This is a genomic window from Belliella baltica DSM 15883 (genome assembly GCF_000265405.1).
GTDB classification, from domain to species: Bacteria; Bacteroidota; Bacteroidia; order Cytophagales; family Cyclobacteriaceae; genus Belliella; species Belliella baltica.
The window spans coordinates 3,968,706-3,994,929 of sequence record NC_018010.1 but is presented as its reverse complement, the minus strand read 5'-3'; the positions used below and the strand labels follow the sequence as shown (position 1 = coordinate 3,994,929).

General features: G+C 35.6%; 25 protein-coding genes and 1 tRNA gene. 11 read left to right on the top strand and 15 right to left on the bottom strand.

The features are described from left to right. The first annotated feature begins 88 nt into the window (after nt 1–88). The 4 genes from BELBA_RS18065 (at nt 89) to BELBA_RS18050 (ending at nt 2,881) form a co-directional block, all read left to right on the top strand. Entirely contained in the window at nt 89–973 is an 885-nt protein-coding gene (locus BELBA_RS18065) for a bifunctional 5,10-methylenetetrahydrofolate dehydrogenase/5,10-methenyltetrahydrofolate cyclohydrolase (RefSeq protein WP_014774122.1), read from the top strand. 96 nt (nt 974–1,069) lie between these two features. After that, a tRNA-Leu gene (locus tag BELBA_RS18060) sits at nt 1,070–1,152 on the top strand. A gap of 419 nt (nt 1,153–1,571) precedes the next feature. After that, complete coding sequence (locus BELBA_RS18055) at nt 1,572–1,937, top strand: helix-turn-helix transcriptional regulator (RefSeq protein ID WP_014774121.1); 366 nt, start codon at nt 1,572–1,574, stop codon at nt 1,935–1,937. A 404-nt stretch (nt 1,938–2,341) separates the two neighbouring features. After that, nucleotides 2,342–2,881, top strand: a complete 540-nt coding sequence (locus BELBA_RS18050; protein WP_014774120.1) for a DsrE family protein — start codon at nt 2,342–2,344, stop codon at nt 2,879–2,881. On the opposite strand, the gene BELBA_RS18045 is transcribed toward BELBA_RS18050, so the two are convergent. The 4 genes from BELBA_RS18045 to BELBA_RS18030 all read right to left on the bottom strand — a co-directional run bounded on the left by BELBA_RS18045 (nt 2,878) and on the right by BELBA_RS18030 (nt 8,378). Beyond that, a complete protein-coding gene (locus tag BELBA_RS18045; protein ID WP_014774119.1) occupies nt 2,878–3,477 on the bottom strand; it encodes a ribonuclease HII in 600 nt (199 codons plus the stop codon). The two genes, BELBA_RS18050 and BELBA_RS18045, sit on opposite strands and share 4 nt — an antisense overlap. Beyond that, nucleotides 3,452–6,121 (bottom strand): MGH1-like glycoside hydrolase domain-containing protein, encoded by a 2,670-nt coding sequence (locus BELBA_RS18040; protein ID WP_014774118.1) that lies wholly within the window; start codon nt 6,119–6,121, stop codon nt 3,452–3,454. The genes BELBA_RS18045 and BELBA_RS18040 overlap by 26 nt, the downstream gene beginning before the upstream one ends. Nucleotides 6,122–6,358: 237 nt before the next feature. Further along, on the bottom strand, nt 6,359–7,540 hold the full coding sequence (locus BELBA_RS18035) for a glycosyltransferase family protein (RefSeq protein ID WP_014774116.1): 1,182 nt from the start codon (nt 7,538–7,540) through the stop codon (nt 6,359–6,361). Next, a complete protein-coding gene (locus BELBA_RS18030; protein WP_014774115.1) occupies nt 7,515–8,378 on the bottom strand; it encodes a UDP-2,3-diacylglucosamine diphosphatase in 864 nt (287 codons plus the stop codon). The genes BELBA_RS18035 and BELBA_RS18030 overlap by 26 nt, the downstream gene beginning before the upstream one ends. Before the next feature lie 209 nt (nt 8,379–8,587). Between BELBA_RS18030 and BELBA_RS18025 the strand changes: the two genes are divergently transcribed. Beyond that, nucleotides 8,588–9,040: a hypothetical protein gene (locus BELBA_RS18025; RefSeq protein WP_014774114.1), complete on the top strand. Its 453-nt coding sequence runs from the start codon at nt 8,588–8,590 to the stop codon at nt 9,038–9,040. Nucleotides 9,041–9,190: 150 nt separating this feature from the next. On the opposite strand, the gene BELBA_RS18020 is transcribed toward BELBA_RS18025, so the two are convergent. Further along, nucleotides 9,191–10,534, bottom strand: coding sequence for a sensor histidine kinase (locus tag BELBA_RS18020; protein ID WP_014774113.1), 1,344 nt, complete (start codon nt 10,532–10,534; stop codon nt 9,191–9,193). Next, on the bottom strand, nt 10,524–11,906 hold the full coding sequence (locus BELBA_RS18015) for a sigma-54-dependent transcriptional regulator (protein WP_014774112.1): 1,383 nt from the start codon (nt 11,904–11,906) through the stop codon (nt 10,524–10,526). Before BELBA_RS18015 ends, BELBA_RS18020 begins: the two co-directional genes overlap by 11 nt. 213 nt (nt 11,907–12,119) lie before the next feature. Between BELBA_RS18015 and BELBA_RS18010 the strand changes: the two genes are divergently transcribed. Continuing rightward, nucleotides 12,120–12,548: an FKBP-type peptidyl-prolyl cis-trans isomerase gene (locus BELBA_RS18010; RefSeq protein WP_014774111.1), complete on the top strand. Its 429-nt coding sequence runs from the start codon at nt 12,120–12,122 to the stop codon at nt 12,546–12,548. A 65-nt stretch (nt 12,549–12,613) separates the two neighbouring features. Here the strand turns inward: BELBA_RS18010 and BELBA_RS18005 are convergent, their stop codons facing one another. The 5 genes from BELBA_RS18005 to hemA all read right to left on the bottom strand — a co-directional run bounded on the left by BELBA_RS18005 (nt 12,614) and on the right by hemA (nt 17,733). Then, nucleotides 12,614–13,060: a hypothetical protein gene (locus BELBA_RS18005; RefSeq protein WP_052307668.1), complete on the bottom strand. Its 447-nt coding sequence runs from the start codon at nt 13,058–13,060 to the stop codon at nt 12,614–12,616. Between the two features lie 81 nt (nt 13,061–13,141). Then, a complete protein-coding gene (locus BELBA_RS18000) occupies nt 13,142–13,972 on the bottom strand; it encodes a hypothetical protein (protein ID WP_014774109.1) in 831 nt (276 codons plus the stop codon). Next, complete coding sequence (locus tag BELBA_RS17995) at nt 13,969–14,730, bottom strand: UDP-2,3-diacylglucosamine diphosphatase (RefSeq protein WP_014774108.1); 762 nt, start codon at nt 14,728–14,730, stop codon at nt 13,969–13,971. Before BELBA_RS17995 ends, BELBA_RS18000 begins: the two co-directional genes overlap by 4 nt. Nucleotides 14,731–14,764: 34 nt before the next feature. Continuing rightward, nucleotides 14,765–16,330, bottom strand: a complete 1,566-nt coding sequence (locus BELBA_RS17990; protein ID WP_014774107.1) for a WG repeat-containing protein — start codon at nt 16,328–16,330, stop codon at nt 14,765–14,767. A gap of 134 nt (nt 16,331–16,464) precedes the next feature. Beyond that, nucleotides 16,465–17,733, bottom strand: a complete 1,269-nt coding sequence (gene hemA / locus BELBA_RS17985; protein ID WP_014774106.1) for a glutamyl-tRNA reductase — start codon at nt 17,731–17,733, stop codon at nt 16,465–16,467. Nucleotides 17,734–17,968: 235 nt separating this feature from the next. On the opposite strand from hemA, the gene BELBA_RS17980 reads away from it, so the two are divergent. The 5 genes from BELBA_RS17980 to BELBA_RS17960 all read left to right on the top strand — a co-directional run bounded on the left by BELBA_RS17980 (nt 17,969) and on the right by BELBA_RS17960 (nt 21,909). Next, entirely contained in the window at nt 17,969–18,628 is a 660-nt protein-coding gene (locus tag BELBA_RS17980) for a ComEA family DNA-binding protein (protein ID WP_014774105.1), read from the top strand. A 96-nt stretch (nt 18,629–18,724) separates the two neighbouring features. Then, complete coding sequence (locus BELBA_RS17975) at nt 18,725–19,294, top strand: RNA polymerase sigma factor (protein WP_014774104.1); 570 nt, start codon at nt 18,725–18,727, stop codon at nt 19,292–19,294. After that, nucleotides 19,287–20,036 carry a hypothetical protein gene (locus BELBA_RS17970; RefSeq protein WP_014774103.1) on the top strand — a complete coding sequence of 250 codons (750 nt, stop codon included), beginning with the start codon at nt 19,287–19,289 and terminating at the stop codon, nt 20,034–20,036. The genes BELBA_RS17975 and BELBA_RS17970 overlap by 8 nt, the downstream gene beginning before the upstream one ends. A gap of 19 nt (nt 20,037–20,055) precedes the next feature. After that, a complete protein-coding gene (locus BELBA_RS17965; RefSeq protein WP_014774102.1) occupies nt 20,056–21,081 on the top strand; it encodes a hypothetical protein in 1,026 nt (341 codons plus the stop codon). A 33-nt stretch (nt 21,082–21,114) separates the two neighbouring features. Continuing rightward, a complete protein-coding gene (locus tag BELBA_RS17960) occupies nt 21,115–21,909 on the top strand; it encodes an outer membrane beta-barrel protein (RefSeq protein ID WP_014774101.1) in 795 nt (264 codons plus the stop codon). A 389-nt stretch (nt 21,910–22,298) separates the two neighbouring features. Here BELBA_RS17960 and BELBA_RS17955 read toward each other — a convergent pair whose 3' ends face one another. From BELBA_RS17955 to BELBA_RS20280, 4 genes are read right to left on the bottom strand one after another with little or no spacing between them, the layout of a single operon-like run. Next, nucleotides 22,299–22,793 carry a hypothetical protein gene (locus BELBA_RS17955; RefSeq protein WP_014774100.1) on the bottom strand — a complete coding sequence of 165 codons (495 nt, stop codon included), beginning with the start codon at nt 22,791–22,793 and terminating at the stop codon, nt 22,299–22,301. A 6-nt stretch (nt 22,794–22,799) separates the two neighbouring features. Then, complete coding sequence (locus BELBA_RS17950) at nt 22,800–23,906, bottom strand: ferredoxin--NADP reductase (RefSeq protein ID WP_014774099.1); 1,107 nt, start codon at nt 23,904–23,906, stop codon at nt 22,800–22,802. A gap of 13 nt (nt 23,907–23,919) precedes the next feature. Then, nucleotides 23,920–25,596: a DUF5916 domain-containing protein gene (locus BELBA_RS17945; RefSeq protein WP_245531102.1), complete on the bottom strand. Its 1,677-nt coding sequence runs from the start codon at nt 25,594–25,596 to the stop codon at nt 23,920–23,922. A 2-nt stretch (nt 25,597–25,598) separates the two neighbouring features. Continuing rightward, nucleotides 25,599–26,123: a carbohydrate binding family 9 domain-containing protein gene (locus tag BELBA_RS20280; RefSeq protein ID WP_245531101.1), complete on the bottom strand. Its 525-nt coding sequence runs from the start codon at nt 26,121–26,123 to the stop codon at nt 25,599–25,601. Nucleotides 26,124–26,224 lie beyond the last annotated feature (101 nt).

The following is a 26,224-nucleotide window of genomic DNA, read 5'->3' as shown; positions in this document are numbered from 1 at the left end:
TTTGGAGGAGTATCTCCAAACTTTTTAACTTTACAATCCGCCACGGTGGACAATCTCTTCAAACCTTACAAATAAATCTAAAATTAAAATGCGCTTAATCGACGGTAAGAAAACTTCGGAAGAAATCAAATCAGAAATTGCTGCTAGGGTAGCTGAAATCAAAGTTGAAGGTGGAAAGATACCACATTTAGCAGCTGTTTTGGTAGGAAGTGATGGTGCAAGCCAAACCTATGTAGGAGCAAAAGTAAAGTCTTGCGAGCAAGTTGGCTTTCAATCTACTTTGGTGAGGTTAGAAGAGTCTGTGTCTGAAGAAGAACTTTTGAAAGTTGTAGAGGAAATCAATGAAAATCCTGAAATAGATGGATTGATCGTTCAGTTGCCTTTGCCAAAGCATATTTCTGTGGAAAAGGTGACCAACAAAATCAAAGCAGAAAAAGATGTTGACGGATTTACGCCTACTAATGTGGGAAGAATGACCTTGGGTTGGCCATCGTATGTAGCTGCGACTCCTTATGGCATTGTAGAATTGCTGAAAAGATACAAAGTTGAAACCTCAGGAAAGCATTGTGTGGTAATCGGAAGAAGTCATATTGTAGGTTCGCCTATGAGTATTCTGATGGCTAGAAATGAATATCCTGGAAACTGTACCGTAACATTAACCCATAGCAGAACACAAAACCTTTCTGAAATCACAAAAACAGCGGATATCTTAATCGTTGCGATAGGGAAGCCTGAGTTTGTTACGGCAGATATGGTGAAAGAAGGTGCTACTATCATTGATGTAGGAATTCACAGAATCGAAGATGCGAGTAAGAAGTCAGGTTTCAGATTGATTGGAGATGTGAAGTTTGATGAAGTAGCGGCAAAGGCCTCTGCTATTACCCCTGTACCAGGTGGAGTTGGTCCGATGACGATAGCTTCCTTGCTATACAATACACTTTTGGCGGCAGAAGGGAAAGTTTATACAAAATAAGAGCTTGATAGTGAGCTTAAACCCAGTTTTGCTCCTAAATATCTAAAAATTGATTTGCAAGGAAGGTCATTCCTTTCTACTTTTGCAGACCATCACGCGCACGTGGTGAAATTGGTAGACACGCCATCTTGAGGGGGTGGTGCCCTACGGGTGTGGAAGTTCGAATCTTCTCGTGCGCACAAAAAGCCCTCTGCTATATGCAGGGGCACATTTTTTAATTCTGAAACAGATTTTGAAACAAATCTGGGTCTAATTGGTCTCACGACCACCGAAAATGTGCAGCAAAAACTTTTAAACTCTCATTAGATTTAAGTTCATATTTTAATTGCAATTAAAAGATCAATTTTCCTATATAACTTAAGAAAAAGGAATAATTAGCTATTTTATACCGCTTTTTGTTTGATGAGTAAGATTTTTTTTCATAAATTTCCTTCAATATCATAACAATGGAAAACAATTTCTATGCTTTTATTAAGTGTTAACTAGTTTAGGTTTGAGTTTCTTTTATAAATTTTTCTTGTAGAATTAACGAATTAGAGAGAAATAGTTATTAGAAAATAATTGGTTTATCGTTTTGACAAGTATGAATTTAAATGAAATGGAAACACAATATTATCATGCAGTTTCAAAAAAAATTAAAGAGTTGAGGGCTTTAAAAGGATATACTCAAGAATTTGTTGCAACTGTATTAGAAAAAAAAAGCTATTCAAATTATCAGAAAATAGAATCTGGGAAAACAAACCTAAGTATTCTTGATGCAAAAAAACTGGCTGAACTTTACGATATTGATGTGATAGAGATCATAAATCCTGAACAAAGTAAAGGAGATAAAATATTTATGAATAAGAATTGCAATAACTATGAGTCAAAAGTGAAATTAAACATTAGTATTGAGTTGGATGGTTCTATTGAGAATTTGGAAAAAAGTATGGAGATCTTAAAGAAGATCAATGGGTTACTTTAAAATTTGAGAAATTGACAATAGTTTAAAGACTCTTAAGTTGAAATGAAGACTAAAGAAATAAAGACATATTTTTTGTCTGAAATGAAAAATAAGATATCGGAATGATTGGAACGCCTAATAGTGATAAAAATGAATATGAACTCAGAATGTATGTTCTAGGGAAAATGATATAGTACAGCAAGACAATAGTGTAATTTGACACAATAACCACTTGGAAAGATTGTTGGAGTTCAAAAGGCACAAATTTCAAAACTTTAAAATAGTGTTAACAGTGCATGGATTGATAAAATTATCAAAGTTTTTATACCATTAAAGGCTGAGATTAGCTCAATTTTTTTTAGCAAATAATAACCTAATACTTCTAAATTTCAATTCACAATACAACCCTCAAATCCAACCTCCAAATGAACAAACTCTCCCTAATCACCATCTTCCTTTCTTTTGCTTTTTCAAGTTTTTCTTTTGGCCAAACCGCTCAATTTCCAATAGTCAAAGGATATGGAGGGATTTATCAAATTCCGGAGGCAACTGAAAGACCTGACCCTGATGGAGAATATAAGATTATTATTGATTTGGTTTCTGCTTCAGATGATCCTAAGCAAATCAATAGAATGGTAGATAACATCGCCCGAATGATCAATCTTCATGGTTTAGCGGGAGTGCCAAATGAAAATATGAAAGTTAAAGTTGCCATTCACGGTGGTGCAGTGTTTACCATTTTGAATGATGCATACTATGAAAAACTTTATGGGGTCAATAATCCAAACTTGCCCGTTTTTAAAGCACTGAAGGATTCAGGAGTTGATTTGTACGTTTGTGGTCAGTCTCTCATCGCTCGAGGAATGAAACCAACAGATGTCTCAGACCAAGCGGAACTTGCCTTGTCTATGTTAACGACCTTGACCAAATTTGTACCTCAAGGATACATGCTTCTACGATTTTAAAAATTCAATTTTATTTGTTCTGGAAGGTGCTTAAAAGACTTTCTATGAATTGGCGTCAGCCCTAATTTTCTGATTCCCTCTCGGTGAGCTAGGGTAGGGTAACCTGCATTTCTTTCCCAAGCATAACCAGGATATTTTTCTGAATATGCACACATCAGATCATCTCTATACACTTTTGCCAAGATAGATGCTGCTGCGATGCTGGCGTATTTCCCATCTCCTTTGATGATGCAGCTATGTGGGGTACTATTTTTTGTTTTGAAGCGATTCCCATCTATCAAAAGATGTTCAGGTGTGACACTCAAAGCCTCAACTGCGCGATTCATAGCCAAAAAGGAAGCGTTGAGGATATTGATCTCGTCAATTTCTTCAACGCTCGCTTCTGCCACGGCCCAAGCAATAGCATTTGTTTTTATTTCGATTACTAAAGACTCTCTATTTGATTTACTTAGTTTCTTGGAGTCGTTGATCAGCTCATGTGCATAGTCAGTAGGTAAGATCACCGCTGCAGCAACCACGGGTCCACAAAGGCAACCTCGACCTACTTCATCACAACCCGCTTCAAGTCTATTAGATTCTAAATAGGGGAGTAGCATGACTTTCCTTTTCTTCTATTTTATGGAATTTATAGATCATTTCTGCCACAAGACCAGTCCATCCAGTCTGATGGGAAGCGCCTAATCCTCTGCCATTGTCTCCATGGAAGTATTCATAAAACAGAATATGATCTTTGAAATGTGGATCTTCCTGAATTTTCTTATTGTCTCCATTGAAAGGTCGGTGTCCATTTTCATCTTTCATAAAGATTTTCATGCAGCGATAAGAAAGTTCCTTGGCAATCAAATCCATCGTTAAGAAATTTCCTGAACCTGTAGGGTATTCGATAGAAAATTCTCCACCATAGTAGAAATCATATCTTTTTAGAGATTCTATAATCAGGTAGTTGATTGGAAACCAAATTGGTCCTCTCCAATTGGAATTTCCTCCAAACATCAAAGAGTCAGATTCTCCTGGAATATAAGAAATGGTAGATACATCGCCATTTATTCTCATGGAGTAAGGATTTTTTTCATGGAATTTGGAAAGCGATCTTATACCAAATTCACTGAGGAACTCGTCAGAGTCTAGCATTTTTTCTAGAATGCTCTTCATTCTATGGCCTCTTAATAAGGCAAATAGCCTTCGTTTATCTTGCCCAGGTTGTGTCCAACTAGTTACTAGTGAAGCTAATTTTGGTTTTTCTTTTAAGAAAAACTCCATTCGCTTTTTGAACTCAGGAAGATTTTCAAACATTTCTTCTCGGATCGGTTCAACTGCAAAAAACGGGATAATCCCAACTATTGATTTTACCTTCATTACTTTAGGCTCTTTTCCAGGCATATGGAAAATATCAAAAAAGAAATTATCCTCATCATCCCAAAGACTAATATTTTCTCCTGAAATATTGTTCATCGCACCTGCAATGTAAAGAAAATGCTCAAGGAATTTGGTTGCTGTATATTGATAGGTTTTGTTGTATTCACAGAGGTCAAGGGAGATTCTAAGCATGTTTAGCGAAAACATGGCCATCCAAGAGGTGGCATCGGCTTGTTCTAGCTTCCCTTTATAAAGAGCAGCATGACTTCTATCGATCAAAGAGATGTTATCCAAGCCCAAAAACCCACCTTCGAAGATGTTTTTACCATCATTGTCTTTTCTATTTACCCACCAAGTGAAGTTCAGCATGAGTTTGTGAAGTGCTCTCTCTAAAAACTCCTGATCTCCAACTCCACCATTCATTTTCTTGTCTATTTGATATACTCTTTCTACCGCATAAGCGTGGACTGGAGGATTTACATCACTGAAATTCCATTCATATGCTGGCATTTGACCATTAGGGTGCATATACCACTCGTTGAGAAGAAGTATAAGTTGATCTTTTGCAAAATCAGGATCAATTCTAGCTATCGGAATGCAATGAAAAGCCAAATCCCAAGCTGCATACCAAGGATACTCCCACTTGTCGGGCATGGAGATAATATCATAATTCTGAAGATGCCTCCATTGATGATTCCTTCCTTTTTTTCTTTCTGCAGGTGGAATATACCTGCCAGCATCTCCATTAAGCCACCTTTCTACATTGTAGTAATAAAACTGCTTTCCCCACATCATGCCTCCAAAAGCTTGACGCTGAATTCTCCTCATGTCTTCATCGTCAATGGTTTTTTGAATTTCCTGGTAAAATTCATCTGCATCTTTTCTTCTTTCTTGAAGAATTTCCTCACAAAGTTGAATAGCACCTTCTGCACTTTGATGCATCATGCGAAATTTTACTTCTACACTACCTTTAGCTGGAACAGTGAGTTTATATATCGCTGCTGCTTTTGTTCCGAAATTTTCAGGATTGAGGTGACTGTCATCACCTTCTACGACATAATCATTAATGCCATCTTTGAGGAATTTTTTTTCATTAGGGATATGGTAAAGTCGCTCTCTATTGGTTTCGTTATCACAAAACTTTAATTCAGGCTCTCCATCAAAAGTGAAAAAGTAATTGCCGCTTTTTGGAGTGAAAGCTTTGATTCTCTTGTCATCGATTTTGCTGAGTTTGGGTATAAATGGTTCATGACCTGTAAACCAAGTTTTTCTAAACCAAATAGTTGGCATAACCCAGATTTCAGCATCTTCATTACCTCGATTGTGAATTGTTGCTTTTCCTACAATGTCTTCTACATCTTTTTTAGCATACTCAATGAATATGTCAAAATAAGCATCATCATCAAAGACACCGGTATCAATTAATTCGTATTCTCTATCTTTTTTACCTCTTTTTCGATTTTCAAATACCAAGTCAGCATAAGGGAATTCTTGCTGAGGGTATTTGTAGAGCATTTTCATATAACTATGAGTTGGCGTGCTGTCGAGGTAATAATAAAGCTCTTTTACATCTTCACCATGATTGCCTTGATTACCAGTTAAGCCAAAAAGTCTTTCTTTGATAAGAGGATCTTTCCCATTCCAAAAAGCCCAACTCACACACATTTTTTGCTTATGGTCGCTGATGCCACCTATTCCTTCCTCACCCCATCTATAGGCTTTGCTTCGTGCATCCTCATGGGTCACATTGTCCCAAGCAGAACCATCTTTGCTATAATCTTCCCTAACCGTTCCCCACTGTCTTTCTGTCAAATATGGGCCCCACTTCTTCCAGCGTTTAATTCTCTCTTTGTCCTCTTGGAGCCTTTGTTTTTCTATATTCATGAACTTGATTGCGGATGACCAAGTCGAAATTTACCATTTTTTAAGAGATAATTTTTAATCTAATCGATATGAAAGTTCAAAAAATGTAAAAAAAGATTCCGCAATCGTTTTAATCGCAAGTAAATGCATTTTGGAATAGATGATAAATTTTAATATTTTTTTTATGATTAGTGAATCGTATAACATTGAAAATTAATAATTCTTGATGCAAGTCAATTTGGAACTAAAACAAAATATTTAGCCCCATTCACTTCCTAAATTAATTTTCCATCTTGGAGAAAATGTTGATCCTCTGTGTTTTGATTTCGCTTCTAAAGCGTGAATCTCTTCTTTGATAGATTGGGGAAGTGAATTGACCCAAGTATGCATCTCGTTCTCTTCAAATTCATGCGTTGATAGGTAATGATCAAAAATTCTGAAATCAAATTCATGATGACTTATTCCTGCTCCAGCTGCCACAGCATCTATGGCGTTACAAGCTTGTTCGTATTGACCGGCTACAGGAATCATCATGACGGGTTTGCCGATATACATGGCCTCGCATATCGATTCAAATCCTGCTGTACAAATGAGCCCTTTACAGCTTGCCATTTTTTGTAAGAAAAGTTTGTCATCGACTTGGTGAAATGTCAAATTTGGTGATGGCTGATAAATTTTCTCTACACCATTTTTATCCCAAAAAGCCTCAATCATGATTTTCGGGTTTTCTTCAGCAAAGCGAATTACTTCTTCTCCATAGCCTGGATTGACCATATAAGTGAGAATAAAATCACCTTCCTGAATTTCCAATTCAAAGATAGCTTTTCGAAGAAGTGGTGGAATTACCTTGAATTTTGAATTAGGAACATTTTCTAATACAATAAATGACAATCCGAAAACCCTATCGGCTCCCATAGCAGTGAGTGCTGTGTTCAGCTTGAAAAGTTGCTTTTCAAGCCCTTTGGCCTTCGCAAACTGAAACTCTGAATGATGAATCATGTATTGATGACCGATAACCCAAAATTGAGCTTTTGGACGAAAAATCAAATTGTATATCCCACCAAGAAGGTCATAAAAATTGACAATTACGTCAGGTTCTAACTCCTTAACCAAAGCATCAATTTTTCCTAGACTTTTTTGGAAGCTGGAAATTTTAAGAAAGTTTGTAAGGATCGTTTTTCCCAACAAGATCTTCTTTTGGTTTGCATCAGTCTCGAAATTTGGACTTTCGAAAAGATGAATGGGAGAGTTTAGATTTTCGTAAACAAACGATGGAATTACTCTTCTCTTGCTTTTACCGATGCAAGTGGCAACGATTTGATGCCCAGCATTTTCGAGGAAATCAGCCAAAGCAATGGCTTGTGTCATGTGCCCTCTTCCTTCTCCCTGAACGATAAACAAAAACTTCATCTTCTTATCTGAATGGTGGTAATATATCATCGTTAGGCTTATTGAAAGCTACTGTTCGATAATCCTGATTGTTGCATGGTGCTACGATCTGATAATTCGGAGTAGGTACTTCTTCTGTTTTTTTGCTAAAGTCTAGTTCATTGTAATAAATCAATTGCCAGTTTCCATCATGATCTTCAGCCAATGCACTCATCGTCTCAACCCAATCTCCAGAATTCAAATATTCAATACCATCAATCATTCGGTTTTCTGCCTTATGAATATGACCGCAGATAATGCCATCACATTTTTTTGCTTTGGCCATCTTAGCAAGCTCTTCTTCATACTGATCGATGTAAGAAACAGCCGATTTTACTTTTCCTTTGACATATTGGCTTAGAGAAAAATAGGCTAAACCTCTTTTTCTACGATGATAATTCACCAATCTATTCAACCATAATAAAAAAGTGTAACCGATATCACCTAAATAGGCAATCCATCTAAAATTTGACGTGACACTATCAAAAATATCTCCGTGCGTGATAAAATATTTTTTTCCATTTGATTCATAAATCATATCTGAAAGAATTGACAGATTTCCTATCTGAAGCGGAAGGATTTGATCTAAAAAGTCATCATGATTTCCACGTAAATAAAAAACTTTCGTGTTTTCCTGCTCAATCATTTTGAGCATTCTATTAAAGAATCGAGTGTGTTTTCTTTTCCAAGAACCTGATTTCTTCAATTGCCAACCATCAATGATGTCACCATTGAGGATAAGATTTTCACAGCTGTATTGCTTCAAAAATCTTGAAGCTTCTTTTGCCTTAGAACCTTTGGTGCCAAGGTGGACATCTGAGATTACGATTGTTTTGAAATTTGTTTTCAAAGTCTATCAGTTTTGCTTGCAATTTAAAGCGCTGATATGAATTGGTGATGTCTCCTATGTTATGGTTATGAGATGTTTAGATCTTTTTTTAGTTTTAAAATGAAGGGGAGGTTAACTCAATATTAAAATCGCTTTTTTATAAAATAGATTCATTTAAACTTTGAAGCTTCTGACTTCGTAATTAAATTACATTTTCTAATTTAAAATTTATGAAAATAAAATTTTCTCTCCTTTTGATTTTTGTAGCGACTCTCTTTGCATGTAATCAAGATGAAAAAGATCCCTATTTCAATATTTTAGGATATTGGGAAATAGCTGCTGTTACAAATAGCTGGACCGGAGAAGTTACCTCTGGAGATCAATTAAATTTCAGTGAACGCTATATTTTTAATGATGATAGTACATTCATCAAGTTTTCAAATAAAAACCATAAATATGGACAGCTTTACGAGGAACCTGCTCAAGCGCTTGGTACTTATGAAATGAAATTAATAGAAGATAGTAGTAATGTTTTTGAATTAAAATTAACTTTTGAAACGAATATGGGAATGGCTGTGAGTTGTGGAGGAGACACAGAATACCTTGTTCTTACAAAAGAAAATAAATTGATGAATACAGGTTGGGCAGCCTGTGATGGTCCATCTTTTACCTATCAAAAATAATTTAGTTATTGGGGATTAGTTATCGGCGCTTAGTTGTTAGTAAGCCCTTAATATTCGAGATTCTTTTTACTACCTTTTATCTTAATCATTTCACCAGAGAAAATTAAGAACACTAATAACTAATCAACAAATAACTTGTAACTAATTATTTTAGGCGTTGAATATCAATTTGAAGGTAGTTCCTTCTCCAAGTTTTGAGCGAACCTGAATATTCCCCTTGTGTCTTCTCATGATTTGTTTAGAAAGGCTAAGTCCGATTCCAGAGCCTTTACTTTTTGTAGTGAAGAAAGGAATGAAGATTTTAGATAGCGCTTCTTCTTCTATTCCTTTTCCAGTATCTGAAACTTCTATAATTATCTTTCCGGATTCATCAATAAACGCATCAATGGAAAGCACTTTCGACACAGCGTCCTGCATGGCATGAATTCCATTATGAATTAAGTTGATAAGAACTTGCTCTATTAGATTTTGATCTCCAAACAAGATCAAATCATTGGGCTCCACAGTACATTTGGTTAGAATCTGATTGGCTTCAAATTGATTTTGCATCAAGGTCTCTAATTGCATAAAGAGCTTCTTGATATTGATGGTTTGGAATTTTGGAGTTGGAATGTGAGCCAAACTTCTAAAATCACTAACAAAATTAATCAATCCTTCACTTCGCTTCTCGATCGTACTGATTCCCATCAAATAATCTTCCAAATCGGAAGACTCTACATTGGCTTCATCATCCATTTTTTGCTCAATATCTCCTTTGATGGTTGAGGCCAAGGAAGAAATTGGAGCGATGGAATTCATGATTTCGTGAGTCAGGATTTTGACAAGGTTTTGCCAAGCTTCCATCTCTTTTTCTTCCAGTTCACTTTGGATATTTTGCAGGGATACCAGCTTTATTTTTACATCTCGCATCAGTAATTCAATCACATAAACGGATAGCTGCATGATTCCGTCAGGGTGCGCAATTTTGATCAACTCACTTCCACCTGTTCGAAGATTGTGAATTGCTTGATCCAGCTCCTGATTAACTGCTTTTATTTCCGAGATCTCATTGAGTTGGGTAATATTCAGCATTCTCTTGGCGGCAGTGTTGAGAATTTGAATTTTACCACTTTCCTCAAAAGTGATCAACCCAATACTTAAATGCTGGAAAACAGATCTGAAATATTGATAATTGGCTTCTTTTTCGGCTTGATCTTCTTTTAGCTTTGCTAGAATAGCATTGAACTCTATATGTAGGTCATCAGTCTCTGTTCCATCAAATTTTACAGGAAAAAGAGAGGTAAAATCGTCTTGCTTGATGTTGTCAAGAAACATACGGACTTTTTTGAAGGAACTTTCCGCATAGCTTAGCAAGAAGATTGTCTGAGCCAAAATCAGGATGATAAATAAAGAAATGGCAAAAACACCTGCACCATTCAGAATGAAGTAGGAAAGAAAAAATAACGATATAGCAAGTAGGATAATTCTACCAACTAAGCCAATTTTATAATCCATATTTTTCTAATCTTCTATAAAGAGATGCTCTCGTTAATCCCAATTCTTTCGCTGCTTTGGAAATATTCCCCCCATTTTTATCAATCGCTTTTTGAATTACATTTTTCTCTACTTCGTCGAGATTGTATGAAGCTGGAGTAGCAATTTTGTCATTAGTGGGTTTGGAAGAAAGGAAGAAGAAGTCTCTACTATCAAGTTCATCCCCCTCGGCCATTATGATTGCTCTTTCAATGGCATGTTGAAGTTCTCTGATATTTCCCGGCCAGTTATATTGCTGCAAAAGCTGCATGGCTGTTGCCTTAAAGCCTTTGAAATCCTTTCGGTATTTCTGTGCATAAACCTTGAGAAAGTGATCTGCCAAAAGCGGAATATCATCCAAACGCTCTCTCAAAGGAGGGAGGAATATTTCCACTGTATTGATTCTATACAGTAAATCTTGACGGAAAGTATTTTCCATGACCATTTCATGTACATGCATATTCGTCGCACAGATCAACCTGATATCTACAGGAATGGCTTTATTTGTACCTATTCTTGTCACTTCTCTTCTTTGTAAGACTGTCAGTAACTTCGATTGTAATGGCATACTTAAATTCCCAATTTCGTCCAAGAATAGAGTACCATTATCAGCAATTTCAAAACGGCCAGCTCTGTCATCTTTGGCGTCTGTAAATGCTCCACGCTTATGTCCGAATAACTCACTTTCAAATAGTGTTTCGGTTATAGAACCCATATCCACTCCAACAAAAATATCATCTTTTCTCAAAGACCTATCATGTATAGCTCTTGCGATGAGTTCTTTTCCTGTTCCATTTTCTCCTAAAATCAAAACGTTGGCATCAGTTTGTGCTACTTTATCGATTATTGAAAAAATGTTTTTCATAGAAGCACTTGTGCCAATGATGTCTGAATAAGGCTTTTTCAAATCGGATTGTAGTTGCTTTTGTTTTTTGGAGAGTTTGTCTACTTGATCATAGCTTTCTTTCAATCTGCTCGCTGAAGTTAAAGTGGCAAGCAGTTTCTCGTTTTGCCATGGTTTGAGGACAAAATCAGAAGCGCCCTCTTTCAGGGCTTTTACAGCCATTTCTACATCGCCAAATGCGGTAATCAGAATGACAACTGCTTTAGGATCTATTTCTTTGATTTGCTGAAGCCAATGAAAACCCTCTTTTCCAGAAGTAGTATCTTCAGTGAAATTCATGTCCAATAAGATCACATCGTAACTGTTGTTATTGACTAAAAAAGGAATTCTCCTTGGATCTTTTTCAATGGTAACTTCTTTTGCAAACTTTTTTAAGTGCATCTTTGCTGCAAACAATAAGTCTTCGTTATCGTCGATGATGAGGATTTTTCCTAATTGCTGATTATCCATGATATTGTTTTTTTACCTAATATATTCAAAATGATGCCACAAGGAATATCCCTTGAATATGAACAGATTGAGTGAATTTATAAAAAATAATGTTCATAAACGAACGTTTTTTGATCGGTTGTGGACACTCTGTAACTTCATTAGACTTTGGTTTTAATCCCTATCAAAAATCCTTAACTTTGATACTTTACAAAACAGAATAAAATAAATATTATGTCATTAGCAAGTAAAGGAAATTCGGTAAAAGTACACTACACAGGGAAATTGAAAAGTGGAGTAGTCTTCGATTCTTCAGAAAATAGAGAACCGCTTCAGTTTGTCTTAGGTGATGGAAATATGATTAAAGGTTTTGATACTGCGGTTCATGGAATGAAAGTAGGAGAAGCTAAAAGTGTTACAATCCCAACAGATGAGGCTTATGGTGTTAAGAGAGATGATATGTTGGTGGACATACCTAGAGCAGAAGTGCCAGAAAATATTTCTCCTGAAATAGGAATGGATTTGACACTTCAAGGGCCTCAAGGTCAGCCAATGCCAGTAAAGGTTGTTCATGTAGATGAAGAAAAAATCACATTAGATGCAAATCATCCCCTAGCTGGTGAGGATTTGATTTTTGATATTACTCTAGTAGAGATCGATTAAATAAAAATATATCATGAAAAAAGCCTGCAAATTTTGCAGGCTTTTTTATTTTTTAATCCTTTTTGTTAATCATTCACTTGAGCATCAATGCCTCTTTTTTTTCCTGGAGGAATAGCATAAATACTTTTAGTTATGTTGTACTTTGAGTTTCCTACCTCTACCACAAACAGTTGACTTTGTAGATGACTTAAATCGTAAGATTTGATATTTCCATCTTCAGGCATAATCTTATCCTCAAATAAAAGGTTACCAAGAGTATCAAAAATCTTTACTTTAGTAATGACTTTTGATTTTTTTTCAAGTACGATAGAGAACTTTTTAATACCGTCAGGCTGTAAATCAAAAGAAACGCGCTCACGGTTGAGATCAGCAGGAAATGAAATTTCAGTTTCTACTTTCGTTTTTTTCTTGAAAATTTGAGCGTTAGTAACAAACGGGAAAACCAGCATGATTGCCAAGATGAGCAAAATCGTTATGCGTAAAAATTGGTTTAGGTTTATAGGTTTGTTCATGTTTTGCAAAAATGCAAAAATCAAACCATTTTTACAGCTTTTTATAGCACGAATTAACAATTTTTTATAAAATTGATCGTTTCAGATCGCTTTTAAAGGAGATAACGTTTTATTATAAATTTTAACTGACTCATTGTTATAAAAAATCACAGCTTCATTTGAAATAATTACTTGATGTTTCTCCAATTCTTGTGGGATTTCATAAAAATTCTTTTCACTTGTCAAGTAGTCGGTCATGACTAGATTATTCTTGGATAGAGAGATGATGTTTTTTTTCCAAAAGCTAAGTCTTTGACCATTCTCAAGTGGAATACTTTTAATGAAATTTGCTTGATTGTCTAAAATAGAAACTCCTTCGTCAGTGATTTTTATAAAAACCAGGTTTTGGTATTCTTTGATTTCTTGAATAGCTAAGGTGGAATTTGTCAAAATTAAATTGAGTGGTTGCTGCTGCAAAATTTGATTTCTTCTATGATCAAATTGATTTAATCTAAAATCAGATTCATCATAAATCCAGATGATATTATTGTTGCCGAGGGTTGCCGCTCTTGCAAGATTGATTCCTTTTTGTTGTATCCGGTTTTCTGCGATTGGATTTAGAAATCGATCCAGAATTCGATATTCTTGAAGGTCAATGGAAAAAGTGAAGATATTTACTGTCCAAGCGGCCTCTAATTGATTGACTTTACCTTGACGTGTGGGAGAAAAATTGTTTATAAACTCTCCCAGATGATTATATTGAAGTATATCTCCTTCTTGATTTACGACGAATAAATATCCCTGATTATCTACTGATACTTGAGTGATGTTATCGATTTTGATTTCAATAGGATTTTCCCAGACTAGATGCTGTGCGATACAATAATGTCCTACTAAGGAAATTAATAAAAAAGAAAACCAAAATTTTATCATTTTTCAAATGTCTTAAGTAACATTTTTTCGCCATCAAATTCACCAAAAGTATTTTGACTTACCCATTCTCCTAAGTTGATATATGTGGAAGTGCTACCCACCTCTAATTCTAATGGCAAATGTCTATGTCCGAATATGTAGTAATCAAAATGTGTGTTATTATTTATGCCCTTACAATATTCCCAAAGCCATTCTTGATTTCCTTTGAAGTCGTTTTCATTCTTTTCAAGATTAGAAATCCGGCTCTTTCCTGACCAAGCTTGTGCAATTCTAATGCCTAAATCAGGATGTATCCATTTGAATATCCATTGAAGAAAAGGATTCATAAAGCCCTTTTTTAACAATTTATAGGTTTCATCTCCTGGGCCTAATCCATCACCATGACCGATTAGAAATTTCTTATTTTCAATGACTAACTCAATTGGATGATGATGGACTGGGATTCCAAGTTCATTTGTAAAGTAATCTTTCATCCAAAGGTCATGATTTCCTGTAAAAAAAATGATGGGGATATTTTTGTCTCTCAATTCAGCAAGCTTTCCTAAAAAACGAATGAAACCTTTGGGAACTACCTTATCATATTCAAACCAAAAGTCAAAGATATCACCCACTAAGAAAATAGCTTCTGCTTCATTTTGAATACTTGTCAGCCAACGGACGATCTTCTCTTCTCTAATTTTACTCGTCTTTTCGTCGGGAGCTCCAAGGTGAAAATCTGAAGCAAAAAACACTTTCTTTTGATGCAGTTGAATATTCATTTTTTTGTGCTGAGTTCAAATATAAATAATATTCTTAATCTGCTCGTTTTCTTTTGTTACTCTTCTCTTCTTCTTTCAAAACGGGTGCAATGTACATGTCTTCTGCCAAAATTAATTTAGAAGCTTGATCAAATAAAATGTTTTTGTAGTATAGGGGGAGTACATAATTCCCTTTTTCATCCATGATTCCATATTTTTCACCTTTTCTGACTAGAATAATATCACGAGCTTCTTTTCTGATTTCATCAAATTGTGGAGCAATTATTTCTTTCCCACCGGAATCAATCAAACCAAAAACCCCATCTTCTTCGGTGATAAAATAATTGTCTGGAAGGCTCAAGATTTGGTCAAAGGCATTGCCTTCAATGATTTCTCCCATCTGATTTATCAAATGACTTTTTCCATTCTTCTTTACAATAGAAAATCCTCTATTGAACTTTCCAGCAGCATCATATTCCGGTTCGATGACAACTTGGTCTTGAGTATTAACATAGCCCCATTTGCCTAGGATTTTTATGGCAGCTAAACCTTCTGAAAATAGATCTACTTCATCAAATCTATGGGCAACTGTCCAGTTCCCACTTTTATTTATAAAACCATATTTTCCTGATTTGATAGATGGGTATAGGTTGTCACTTCCTGGAAAAATCTGCTCTAAACCTGAGGCAAGATTGACTTCCCAACCATTTTCTCCTAGCAAGCCTACTTTATTATCTCTAGAGATTACGTTAAATTTATTATTTCCAACTTTATTGACTTTTTCCATGCCTACCATGTCTAGTAAGATACCGTCGTTTTTCATTACCCTGCGGAGTTTGCCATGGATGTATTCTAACATCATGTTATCTTCTAAAGTAATCTTATGATAGCTAGTATATTTGATATCAGCACGTTCCTCACGGGCTTTGATCAGCATATATTGATTTCCATCGTAAGCATAAAAATAGTCCTCTTCCAAATAAGTCATTTCATCAATAATGGGTTCTAGAATATATTCCCCTTCTCTATTGATTAAGCCAAAACCTGTAGATTCTTTCGAGATGATAAAGTTTTCGTTGATTTCTCGCAAGTGATTGTAAACTTTATTTGGGTTTTGAGAAAGTGGAAGGAAATACCCTTCTGTGTTTTTTCCTATTATTTGACCATTTTTTGTGAGCTCAGCAAAGTCAAATTCCCCAATCATTTCTGTTTTCCTATTCATTCTGTCATATAACCAGAATTTATTTCCTTTTTGAGCAAGAACTCTGGTGTAGAACAATAGAATTTCATCATATTCTGGGGCGAAAATTTCTTCTCCATATTCGTGAAATGCACCTTTTCCTTTAGGTCCTTTTACGATAATCCAAGGTTCTAAATATTGATATACAGACTCTCCTTTAAGATCAAAAAATGGTTTGTATTCCTTACTCAAAAGGCGAAGTTGATTATTTGCTGTACTTACCCTAACCGATTCACTCAAAATCTTGATATGATCAAAAGCAATTCTTGATTTTAGCTTAAAATTGTGGTCATATATTTCCCATGTTTGACCTTTGACAGATACAGATGCTAATGTTCCCGCAATCATTAGTATACCTGTCAAATACTTAATTAATTTCATAAATCATGTAATTTGAGAGTAAAATAAGGGTTTTAGAACTGCAATTCAAAAAGATATTTAATGATTAGCATACCAAAATAAAAAGGATGCCTGATTAGGCATCCTTTTAAGTATTTTTAAGAAATTAAACTTTTTTATTTTTTATCACTTACTCTTTCCAAATCAAAAAGATCGGTAAGAATTTCCATCATTTGATCAGCTTGATCTCTTTGGCAAGCAGCTTTTAATTGAACAACTGGAACCTTCAAGATTTTTTGCATCATACTTTTAGTGATTTTGTCAATCATCGCTATTTCTTTTTCATCAGCATTTTTCAAGAACCTCTCCATTTCTTCTAAACGGATTTGTTCTAATGCATTTTTGAATTTATTGATAGTAGGAGAGACCATCATTTCTTTTTTCCAGTTGTAAAACTCTTCAATACTTTCTTCTATGATCTGCTCTACTTGTGGTACAGCTGCTAACCTGTTTTCTAGTGTTTCAGAAGCTTTGCTACGGATATTATCCACATTATAAAGTAGCACACCTGGAATGTCTTCAATAGAAGTCTCTATACTTCTTGGTACAGAAAGATCTACAAAAAGCTTGTAGCTTGGAATATCGAATGTCTTGACAAGATTTTTTGTGATAAAAGGTTCGGATTTCATGATTGAAGAAACAATCACATCTGAATTTTGCATGGCTTCCATCACATTTTCGAAAGGAATGACCTCAAAGCCCATCTCGGCAGCTAAAGCCTTGGCCTTTTCAAAAGTTCTATTGGTAATGGTAACTTTTGCATTTGGCAAATGAACCATGTTTTTGGCTACATCTTCACCTATTTCACCTACTCCAATAAGTAGAATTCTCGGTTCGAAGGTATTGGAAGTAAGCTCTTGGATCAATTCTACCGCTGCATAAGATACTGATGCCGCTCCATCTCTAAATGCTGTTTCTTGTACTACTCTCTTATTTGTGAAGAAGATTGTGTGCATTAGTCTATGAAGAAATGGACCTGCCATGTCTAAATCAACTGTTGCTTGATAAGCCCTCTTTACTTGATTGGAGATTTGCATATCTCCCACGACTTGTGCTTCCAATCCCATGGAAACATTGAAAAGATGGTTAATTGCATCTTTATCATCGTTGTAAATTTTGAAATATGCTATATAATCTATAATCGAAGTGATTCCTTTTTCTACACCTATAAGTTTGATGATCTCAGAACTCAAATCTAATTCATGTGAATAATAGATTTCAGTTCTATTACAAGTACTGAGGATCAAAGTATCTGTAACACTGAAAAAATCCTTTAATTTTACCAAAAGTGAATGAACCGAAGCTTCGTCCAAAGCTATGATCTCCCTGATTTCTACAGGGGCACTTTTATGTGATAAACTAATGGCTCTAAACTTGTTTTGCATTTGTATTGACTTTCGGGTACAAATTTAATTTATAATATGTAGAAAAAGAATATTTTGGATAATCAGATTTTAATTTAAAATCTATCTAAATAAGAGTTTTGATTATCACTAACTCGGTTGCAAATATCGTCAATATTGGAAAATAATACCAATCTTATTAACTTATGGATCATAGATACGATCTATAAGCTTTCTTTGGATTATTCCTTTTGATAGAATTTTTAAATAAACTGTCATGATTCGAAAAATGAAGTTTTTTCTCAAAAATTACCTTGGGTTTAGCAATAGAGAATCTAGAGGTTTTATCTTGTTAGTTCCTGCCTTATTACTTTTGTATGCAGTACCTGTGATTTACAATAACATTTTGGCGAAAAGGAATCAAATAGATTATGAAATCTATTTGGAGAAGATGGATAGTTTAGAAAGCGCTGGTTGGCATAAGGTCGAAACTCAATATTTCATGAGTCAGGATACTTCAAAAAGAAGACAACCTCAGCTTAACAAAATATCTTTTGACGAAGCAGATTCGATTGTTTTACAAATAGTTCCCGGTGTTGGTCCGGCTACAGCAGGTAGGATTATCAAATTCCGTGATGCAATTGGAGGAATGCATACTTCTGAGCAACTTCTTGATGTTTATGGAATGAGTCCTGAAGTCATGGAAAGAGTGTTTGAGTATTTTGAATTCACTCCGGGAATAAAAACTAAAATCAATATCAATACAGCAGATGTCCCAACTTTGGCGGCACATCCTTATATTAATTATGGTAGTGCCAAAGTGATTGTAGCTTATAGAGATCAGCATGGAGCTTACACTACCGCTGATGATTTATTAAAAGTTAGAATCTTCAGCCAAGAGTGGATTGATAGAATCAGACCCTATTTAACTTATTAATTAATCGACTTTGAAAATTTTTTTAACTTTTTTTCACACCTTCATGCAACCAATTTTTAATGAACTGTATCTACCTATTTGAAAGACGCACAAAGCATGTTTACAAAGAAAACTTTTAAGAATGAATCTGAGATCATAGAAGGCTGTCTCAAAGGAGAGCGGAAAGCGCAGCAGCACTTGTATGAGACTTATTCAAAAAAGTTTTTCGCCATCTGTCTCAGATATATCAAGGACAGAGATTTGGCTGAAGATGTAATGATCGAGTCTTTTATGAAAATCTTTGAAAAACTGAATAAATTCGAATCCAAAGGAAGCTTTGAAGGCTGGATGAAAAGAATCATTGTTACGCAGGCTTTGCTCACTTTGAGGAATAACAAAAGCCTCAACATGGAAGTCAACGTGGACAATGTCTCAGATTTATCTAATCAACATTATGAACTCAATAATTTGGAAGCAGATGAATTGATGGACTTGGTCGAAGATTTACCAATAGGTTACAGAACGGTTTTCAACCTCTATGCAATTGAAGGATACAGCCACGCTGAGATTGGCGATTTGCTTGGAATTACAGAAAGCACATCCAAATCACAATTGAACAGGGGAAGAAACTTATTGAAACAAAAAATAGCCTCACAACAACTTAAAGAAAGGAGAATCAATGGCTAATGAAGATAAAAAATTTGATGATTTGTTTAAAAGCAAACTCTCAAATCACGAAATCAAACCTTCATCACTGGCTTGGGAAAGACTGGAAGGGAAATTAAATAAGAAGGAAAAAGCAGCATATTTTCCATTATTAAGGATAGCCGCTTCAATCATCTTGCTACTTGGAGTAGGTTATATCGCTTGGTTTATTGCAAAAGAAGACATCAAAGAAGAGCAACCTCAGCTAGCAGAAGTTATCGAAAAATCTGAAAAAACAGTTTTAAACCAAGAGGAGCTGGTCATTGAAGAAAAAAAAGAAACTCTAAGATCAAATGAAATTCAAAAGCAACAGGTTATTCCACAAAATGTAGAAAAAACGAGCAAACAAAAAGTTGATGTCAGGAAAATTGAAGAGGTGAAAAAACAGGAGTTTATCGCTGAAATCAAACCTATAGAAAAAACAGAAGTAGTAGTTGCTTTGCCTGAATTAGAAATCCCAGAACTTGATTTTAATGAAGCAGTGGCTATTAATCAACCCGTTGCTGATGAAGTCAAAGAAGAGATAGATTACAAAATCACAATTATCGGAAAAGGCATAGATGCTTCAGAACCTGATAAACCTGGTTTAATAGATGAAATTGAAAATAAAGTAGAAAAAATAGGTGGCTTATTGAATAAAGTAGATCAGGGATTTGCAGACCTGCAGGATGCGAAAAACAATCTCTTTGCCTCGATTACCTCCAGAAAAGAAAGAAGTAAATAACCGATTTGAAACTAAGATCATGAAAAAATATTTGTTATTATTTAGTTTGATGGCCATCGTGAATTTCGCTTTTGGAAGCCATCTTGAAGTGCCCCACGCTGAGAAGGACAGTATCATCGTAGAATTTGGGAAATCAGGAAAGATAGTCCTAATCGTTGAAAATAAAGAAGATTTTGAACGATTGAAGAAAATGGATATCAATCAAATCGTCAAAGAGCTGGACTTGAAACTGAATGAAGAAACAGGGGAATTGACAGTGGTAGAAATCCAAAGTAAATCAGGAAGTAAAGAAATTGTCAGAGTCAACGAAAATGGGGCAGAAACGGAAGTTTCGGTAGGCAGAATAAAAGTGATTGTCGATGAATCCAGTGGTAACACAAAAGTGAAAGTTGAGTCTTCGGAGAAAAAGAGAAAAGATCCTCCTTTCAGAACCTACTTCAATACAGATTTGGGAATCAACACCTACTTGGACGGAACCGGAAATTTCCCATCATCCAGTGATCCTTATGCAACCAAAGGCTGGGGAAGTTGGAATGTAGGTTTAAACTGGATGGCTTCTCAGAGATTGGCAAAAGGTTTTTACTGGGACTTTGGCATAGGTTTTCAGTGGTATAATTTCAAATTTGAGAACCGTGACTTTCAAGCAGTTCGTGGAGATGAAGAGATTGATTTTCTTCAGAGAACTGACGTTAACGGATTCAAAAGCAAGATTTCCGCTTCTTATCTAACCGCTCAAACCCTTCTGAAAATAGATTTTGGAAAAATGAATGATAATGGCCGAAGAGGAGTAAGGCTTGCAGCAGGTCCTTATATCGGCTACAGATTAGGTGGTAGAAGCAAGTTTGTTTACCGTGAATTAGATGGCGGAGGACTTAGAAAAGACAAACAAAACACCGGGATTTATTTAAATAATTTGCGCTATGGCGTGAGAGGTGAAGTGGGAGTAGGGAGATTTAATTTCTTTAGTACCTACGACATGAACACCCTCTTTCAAGATGGAAAAGGTCCAGAACTTCATCCAATTACATTTGGAGTAATATTTTAATAACTAGAAGAACAACATTTTAAATTTTAACAGATGAAAAAGCTACTATTATTGGTTAGCCTGGGATTATTTTGCTCAGGAGTGACAGTTGCACAAGAAGAAGGAACTGAGAAGAAAAAGGAAATAGTGAAAACCAAAGATTTTAAAATGTTTGGCTCTGAATGGCACTATGAAAAGTACAGTGATAAGACCTTCACATTAGAATCTGAAGACGGGGATATGCAGTTTGATGGAAAGGAAAAACGAGCCTTTGAAAGATCACTCAACTTAGATTTGGGTATCAACACTTGGATAAATGATGATTCAGCTCCAGTTGTCAAACCATGGGGAAGCTGGAATGTAGGGATCAATTTCCAAAGACAATACAAGATGGGGAATAACTTTTCTTTAAACCCTGCCTTGGGAGTGAGTTGGTATAATTTCAAGTTTGAAGAAAGAAATCTAATCGCTTTAAAAACAGCACAAGAGATAGAGTTTCAGGATTTCACAGATGGAACAGGTACCAAATCAAAAATTTCCGCTTCTTATGTAAATTTAAGTTTGATTCCCACTTTTCATAGCAGTGATGGTAAATTTAGATTTGGAATCGGTCCTTATGCAGGACTAAGAATCGGAGGTAGAGGCAAATTTGTTTATGATGATCAAGATGGCCGGTCACGCAAAATCTTCGAAAGGTCAAATATGTATGCAAACAATTTCAGATATGGTGGTAGAGTAACACTAGGTATTTCGAATGTTGATTTGTATGTCAATTATGACCTCAACGAATTTTTCGAAACAGACAAAGGTCCTAGGGTAAATGCATTGAGTTTTGGTTTAATACTTTAATTGAAAGCATCATCAGGATCATTGAGAGTAGGAAACAACTCAAAAGGTAAAACCCTTCAAATCAACAATGGATCTTCAAAAATAAGGATGTAAACTAAAAAACAGTCAATCCGAATTTTAGGAAAAACTGCTATATACATGAAAGAAAAACTAAACTCTTTCAGGGTTGTTTTTGTGGATTATTGTCTCGTTTCACCATGGGTTTAACCCATGGCTATTGAGAAGTTTAACCCTTTCTTCAAAATAAGGCACTTCGCGGTATTTGGATTAAAGATGATGGTCTCTTTTTCCCAAAAGTTGAAACTCTTAAAAATTGAATGCCAAATCCTGCATCTTACTTCTTAACTCTTTTTTCTTACGTCTTATGTCTTGCATCTTGCGTCTCAATTCTACCCTTCTCTCGTCTTAATCCTAATCACTCTTTCTTTTTCCTCACCTTTTAATCTCAGCAACCTAACTATCCGATCAGGAGTAGGCTTGCCTAATGATAAAAACACCAATGTTAAAGCATAAGCTATGATATAACCATTATTTTCAAAAAGTAACAAACCCAAAGGACAAAGAATACTACTCAATAACAAAATCCAAAATCTACGAATCGTAGCCTGTTCGTAAAGTGTAATTTTGGTTTCCAGATCAGGATTGAGGACAAGAATACTTTTGATGGCATTGTGGAAATTCCAATAATGAAAAGCCAACAACACGTAAATCAAACCCAACAAAATAAAATCGGCTATTTCCGGCAGATTGTACGAAGTTCGGGTAATGGACTCACTTTGAGAATAGAGATATACTACTGCAAAAAAAGGAATAGAACAAGCGATTAAAATCAACGTGTTCCGTTCCAATTTTTCGTAGGTAATTCTGATCGGGTCTTTTTCCAAGATTTCTTATTCTATGATGATTTTGATATCGCTGCTCGCAGGTTTTGAAGAACAGCAGAGAATATATCCTTCTGCAATTTCACTTTCACTCAGCCCGGCATCTTCAATCATGTCTACTTTTCCTGAAACCAACCTGCCGCGACATGCTGTACATAAACCACTCTGACAACTATATGGCATGTCAATATTGCTATCGAGACCAGCTTCTAAAATCGTTTTTTCTGGAGCAACTTCATAAGTGTAGTCTTGTCCCTCTACGTTTACAGTAATTTCTCTTGTGAGAGAAGGTGACATTTCACCACTGGCCTTTAAAGCAGTTTCTTTCGCATCTAAATCAGTATAGAAACTCTCTTCATAAATCAAGTCAGTTGGGATATCCAACTCTTTGAATGTGTTCAGGGTGGTGGTCATCAACCCTTCAGGTCCACAGACGAAATATTTTAAACTTTCGGCTCCCTTGTGTTCACTCCAACTCAATACTTCCTTGAGTTTGATGGAGTCTAACCTTCCTTTCATTCCTGACCAAGTTGGACCTGGCTGACTGAGGTTATGGATGATTTCTAGTTTTTCAGGATATTTTTCTTTCAGCTGCTCAAACTCTTTTTTGAAGATAATTTGATCTTCATTTCTGGAGCAGAAAAGTAGGGTCACTTTTGAATCTGGCTCGTTGACGAGAATAGACTTGCTGATGCCCATGATGGGAGTAATTCCACTACCTCCAGCGACCATTATATAATGCGTCTTGTTTTTGGAGTGAAAAGTGGTTGTGAATTTCCCCATAGGCTTCATGATGTCTATGGTTTTACCAGGTCTAATGTGGTCATTAAGGTAGTTTGAGACAATTCCTCCATCTACACGCTTAACCGTAATTCCTGGATATGGATCCACAAATGGGGAAGTACAAAGGCTATAAGATCTTCTTTCTTCTTTTCCATTTATTTCTAAGATCACAGTAATAAATTGACCTGGCTTGTATTCTAGATAAGGCTCAGGCTGTTCAAAGAAAATACTCACCGTATCAGGTGTTTCTTTGACTACTTCTCTTACTTTAAGGGATAAATATTGATCGCCTTTTGAAGGCTCTGATTTTTTCTTTTTGAATAAATTAAACATTCCCGCTTTTCCTTTACACGTTAATCCAATAGGTAAGCTTCAAAATTAATGCACGGTTTTTAATTTGTAAGCTTTCTGGATGATAATTATCAGTATAGACAACAAACAAATCGGAAACTGGTTTGAATCTCCATTGAAAACGTGCGTTGATGTTAATGTTTTCTATCTGACTGTTGTATTGTACAAAGGTGCTCAAAAATAATTTATCCGTAAAAGATACTTCAGCTCTAGGTCCTACTAACCATAAATTTCCTGAACTGTAAGGTCGGGGGAGCTCTATTTTATTGTACTCTGCAAACATTGAAATATTTCCATAAGGTTGGAATCTATAATTTAAATTAGTGTTGACAAAAGCCCTTGTTCCATTAAAAAAGCCTCCATAATAAGTCGTCGCCGAATAGTTAAATAATTTTCGACGATCAGATGTATAGGTTATTCCTGTCCTCAAGTAGGAATAATCCGTGCCAGCAGCCAATCTTTCACCTCCCGATCGAGTTGGGTCAAAAGAATTAAAGAGATAAATATATTCATTGAAAATCCTGTATTGAAGGGTAGATGTGTTTTTAAAATAAAGCCTATAGATGAATGAAATTGTTTCATCCGTTTTAAGTGTCAAATCATCGTTAGAATACATGTCGTATCGCACCTGAAAAGTCTGCTGAAAGATTTTATCACTGTCAATTACATGTCTGTAAAGGACACTTGGTTCCAATCTCCAATAAGATCTTCTTGGAACATAACCTACTTCCGCATTGAAAGAATCTCCAACATATTCATGATTCCATTGGACTTTCCATGTTTTAGTATTGTAGTCCAGATAACTCGCATGTGCTTTTTTATCTCCAGCCTGATTAGGACTGAAAGATTGGTGATAAAAGAATTTTCCTGTCCATTTATTGTCTTTGGAAGCTAAATTATAATCTAATCCTAAAACGCGATTGTAATCAGCGATCGGGTTGGAATCTCCAACTTGTCCCGTAGTCTGTCTATTGACAAAAATGGCTGCAATATTGGATCTGCTAAATAATTTTTGCTGAACTGTAGCCACAGTGTAGTTTTGTCCTGGGTAGCCTACTTCATCTTCAGTAGCAGTTTGCATATTCAAAAGACCAACCCTCATGTTGTCATTAACATTTCCGTTGAGCCTTGCTCCATAAAGGATACGATTGTTGGAGCTTCTTCCCAAACTATCTGTAGCAATGCCTATTCTTCTTGAGAAAAAAGGTCTGATATTTCTAAATCCATAATCACCAAACAAGTCGGCATTTTCTAAGAAAAATTGTCTTCTTTCTGGAAAGAAAAGCTCGAAGCGATTGAGGTTGGTTTGTTGTTGATCTACTTCAACAGTCGAAAAATCCGGATTGAAGGTTAGATCTAAATTCAAGGATGGAGTTACCGCAATTTTCGCATCCAACCCAGCATTGAATCCTGTTGCGATAGATTCACTTGTTTGATAATCTTTGGAAGCATTGGTCGCTGCGTAAGGTATCAGTGCAATATTTGATCCTGGTTTTTTGAGAGGTTTGTCCCAATTGAGATAGCCTGTGAAAGCTAAGCTCCCGATTCTTTGATTCAATGGAACAGGAACCCAAGAGGATTGCTCAAAGTTTTTTCTGTCATTTCTTATAAAATTGACTTTCCAGTATTCTGATCCTTCTGTGTAGCGGAGCGTTTTGAATGGAATCGCCATTTCTACTTCCCAGCGATCTTCATACCTTTTACTTCAGAAAACCATTTGTTATCCCAAACACTAGATACACGATCTCCACTATTGACCAACCCTTCCATTTGAATATTGAAAGGAGACACAGCAAACATAAAACCATTGTTCCCATCATCATAGGGGCCAATTACGATTGCAAAGGCATCATTTTGATCGAATTCAAAGTCTCTCTTCAAGGAGGATACAACATAATCTCCAGTAGTTTTGGTATATAATGTTGCTGCTACATAAAGAAAATCTTCGTCATATTTCAGTCTTACTTCTGTATTTTCAGTAGCAGGTAGGCCTTCTTTGGGGATTTGCTGAATAAAGTTTTTGATAATGGCAGTTTCTCCCCATTCCTCCATATTGATGACTCCATCTATAGTCATCATAGCATTTGAGGAGCTGACCTCTAGGCCAAACTCTTTCTCATTTTTTCCTTTCTTATCATTTGCAAATAAAAAAGAGGTAGAAAGCAGAAGTGTGATTATACTTGGGTAGATAATTTTCATCGCCACAAAAGTAGAACTCTACTTCTTTTTAGACTACGTCTATTTTTCTTTCGGTAAAATGGATCGAATTAGGTAAGGGATTTTATTATAAATGGAGGGTT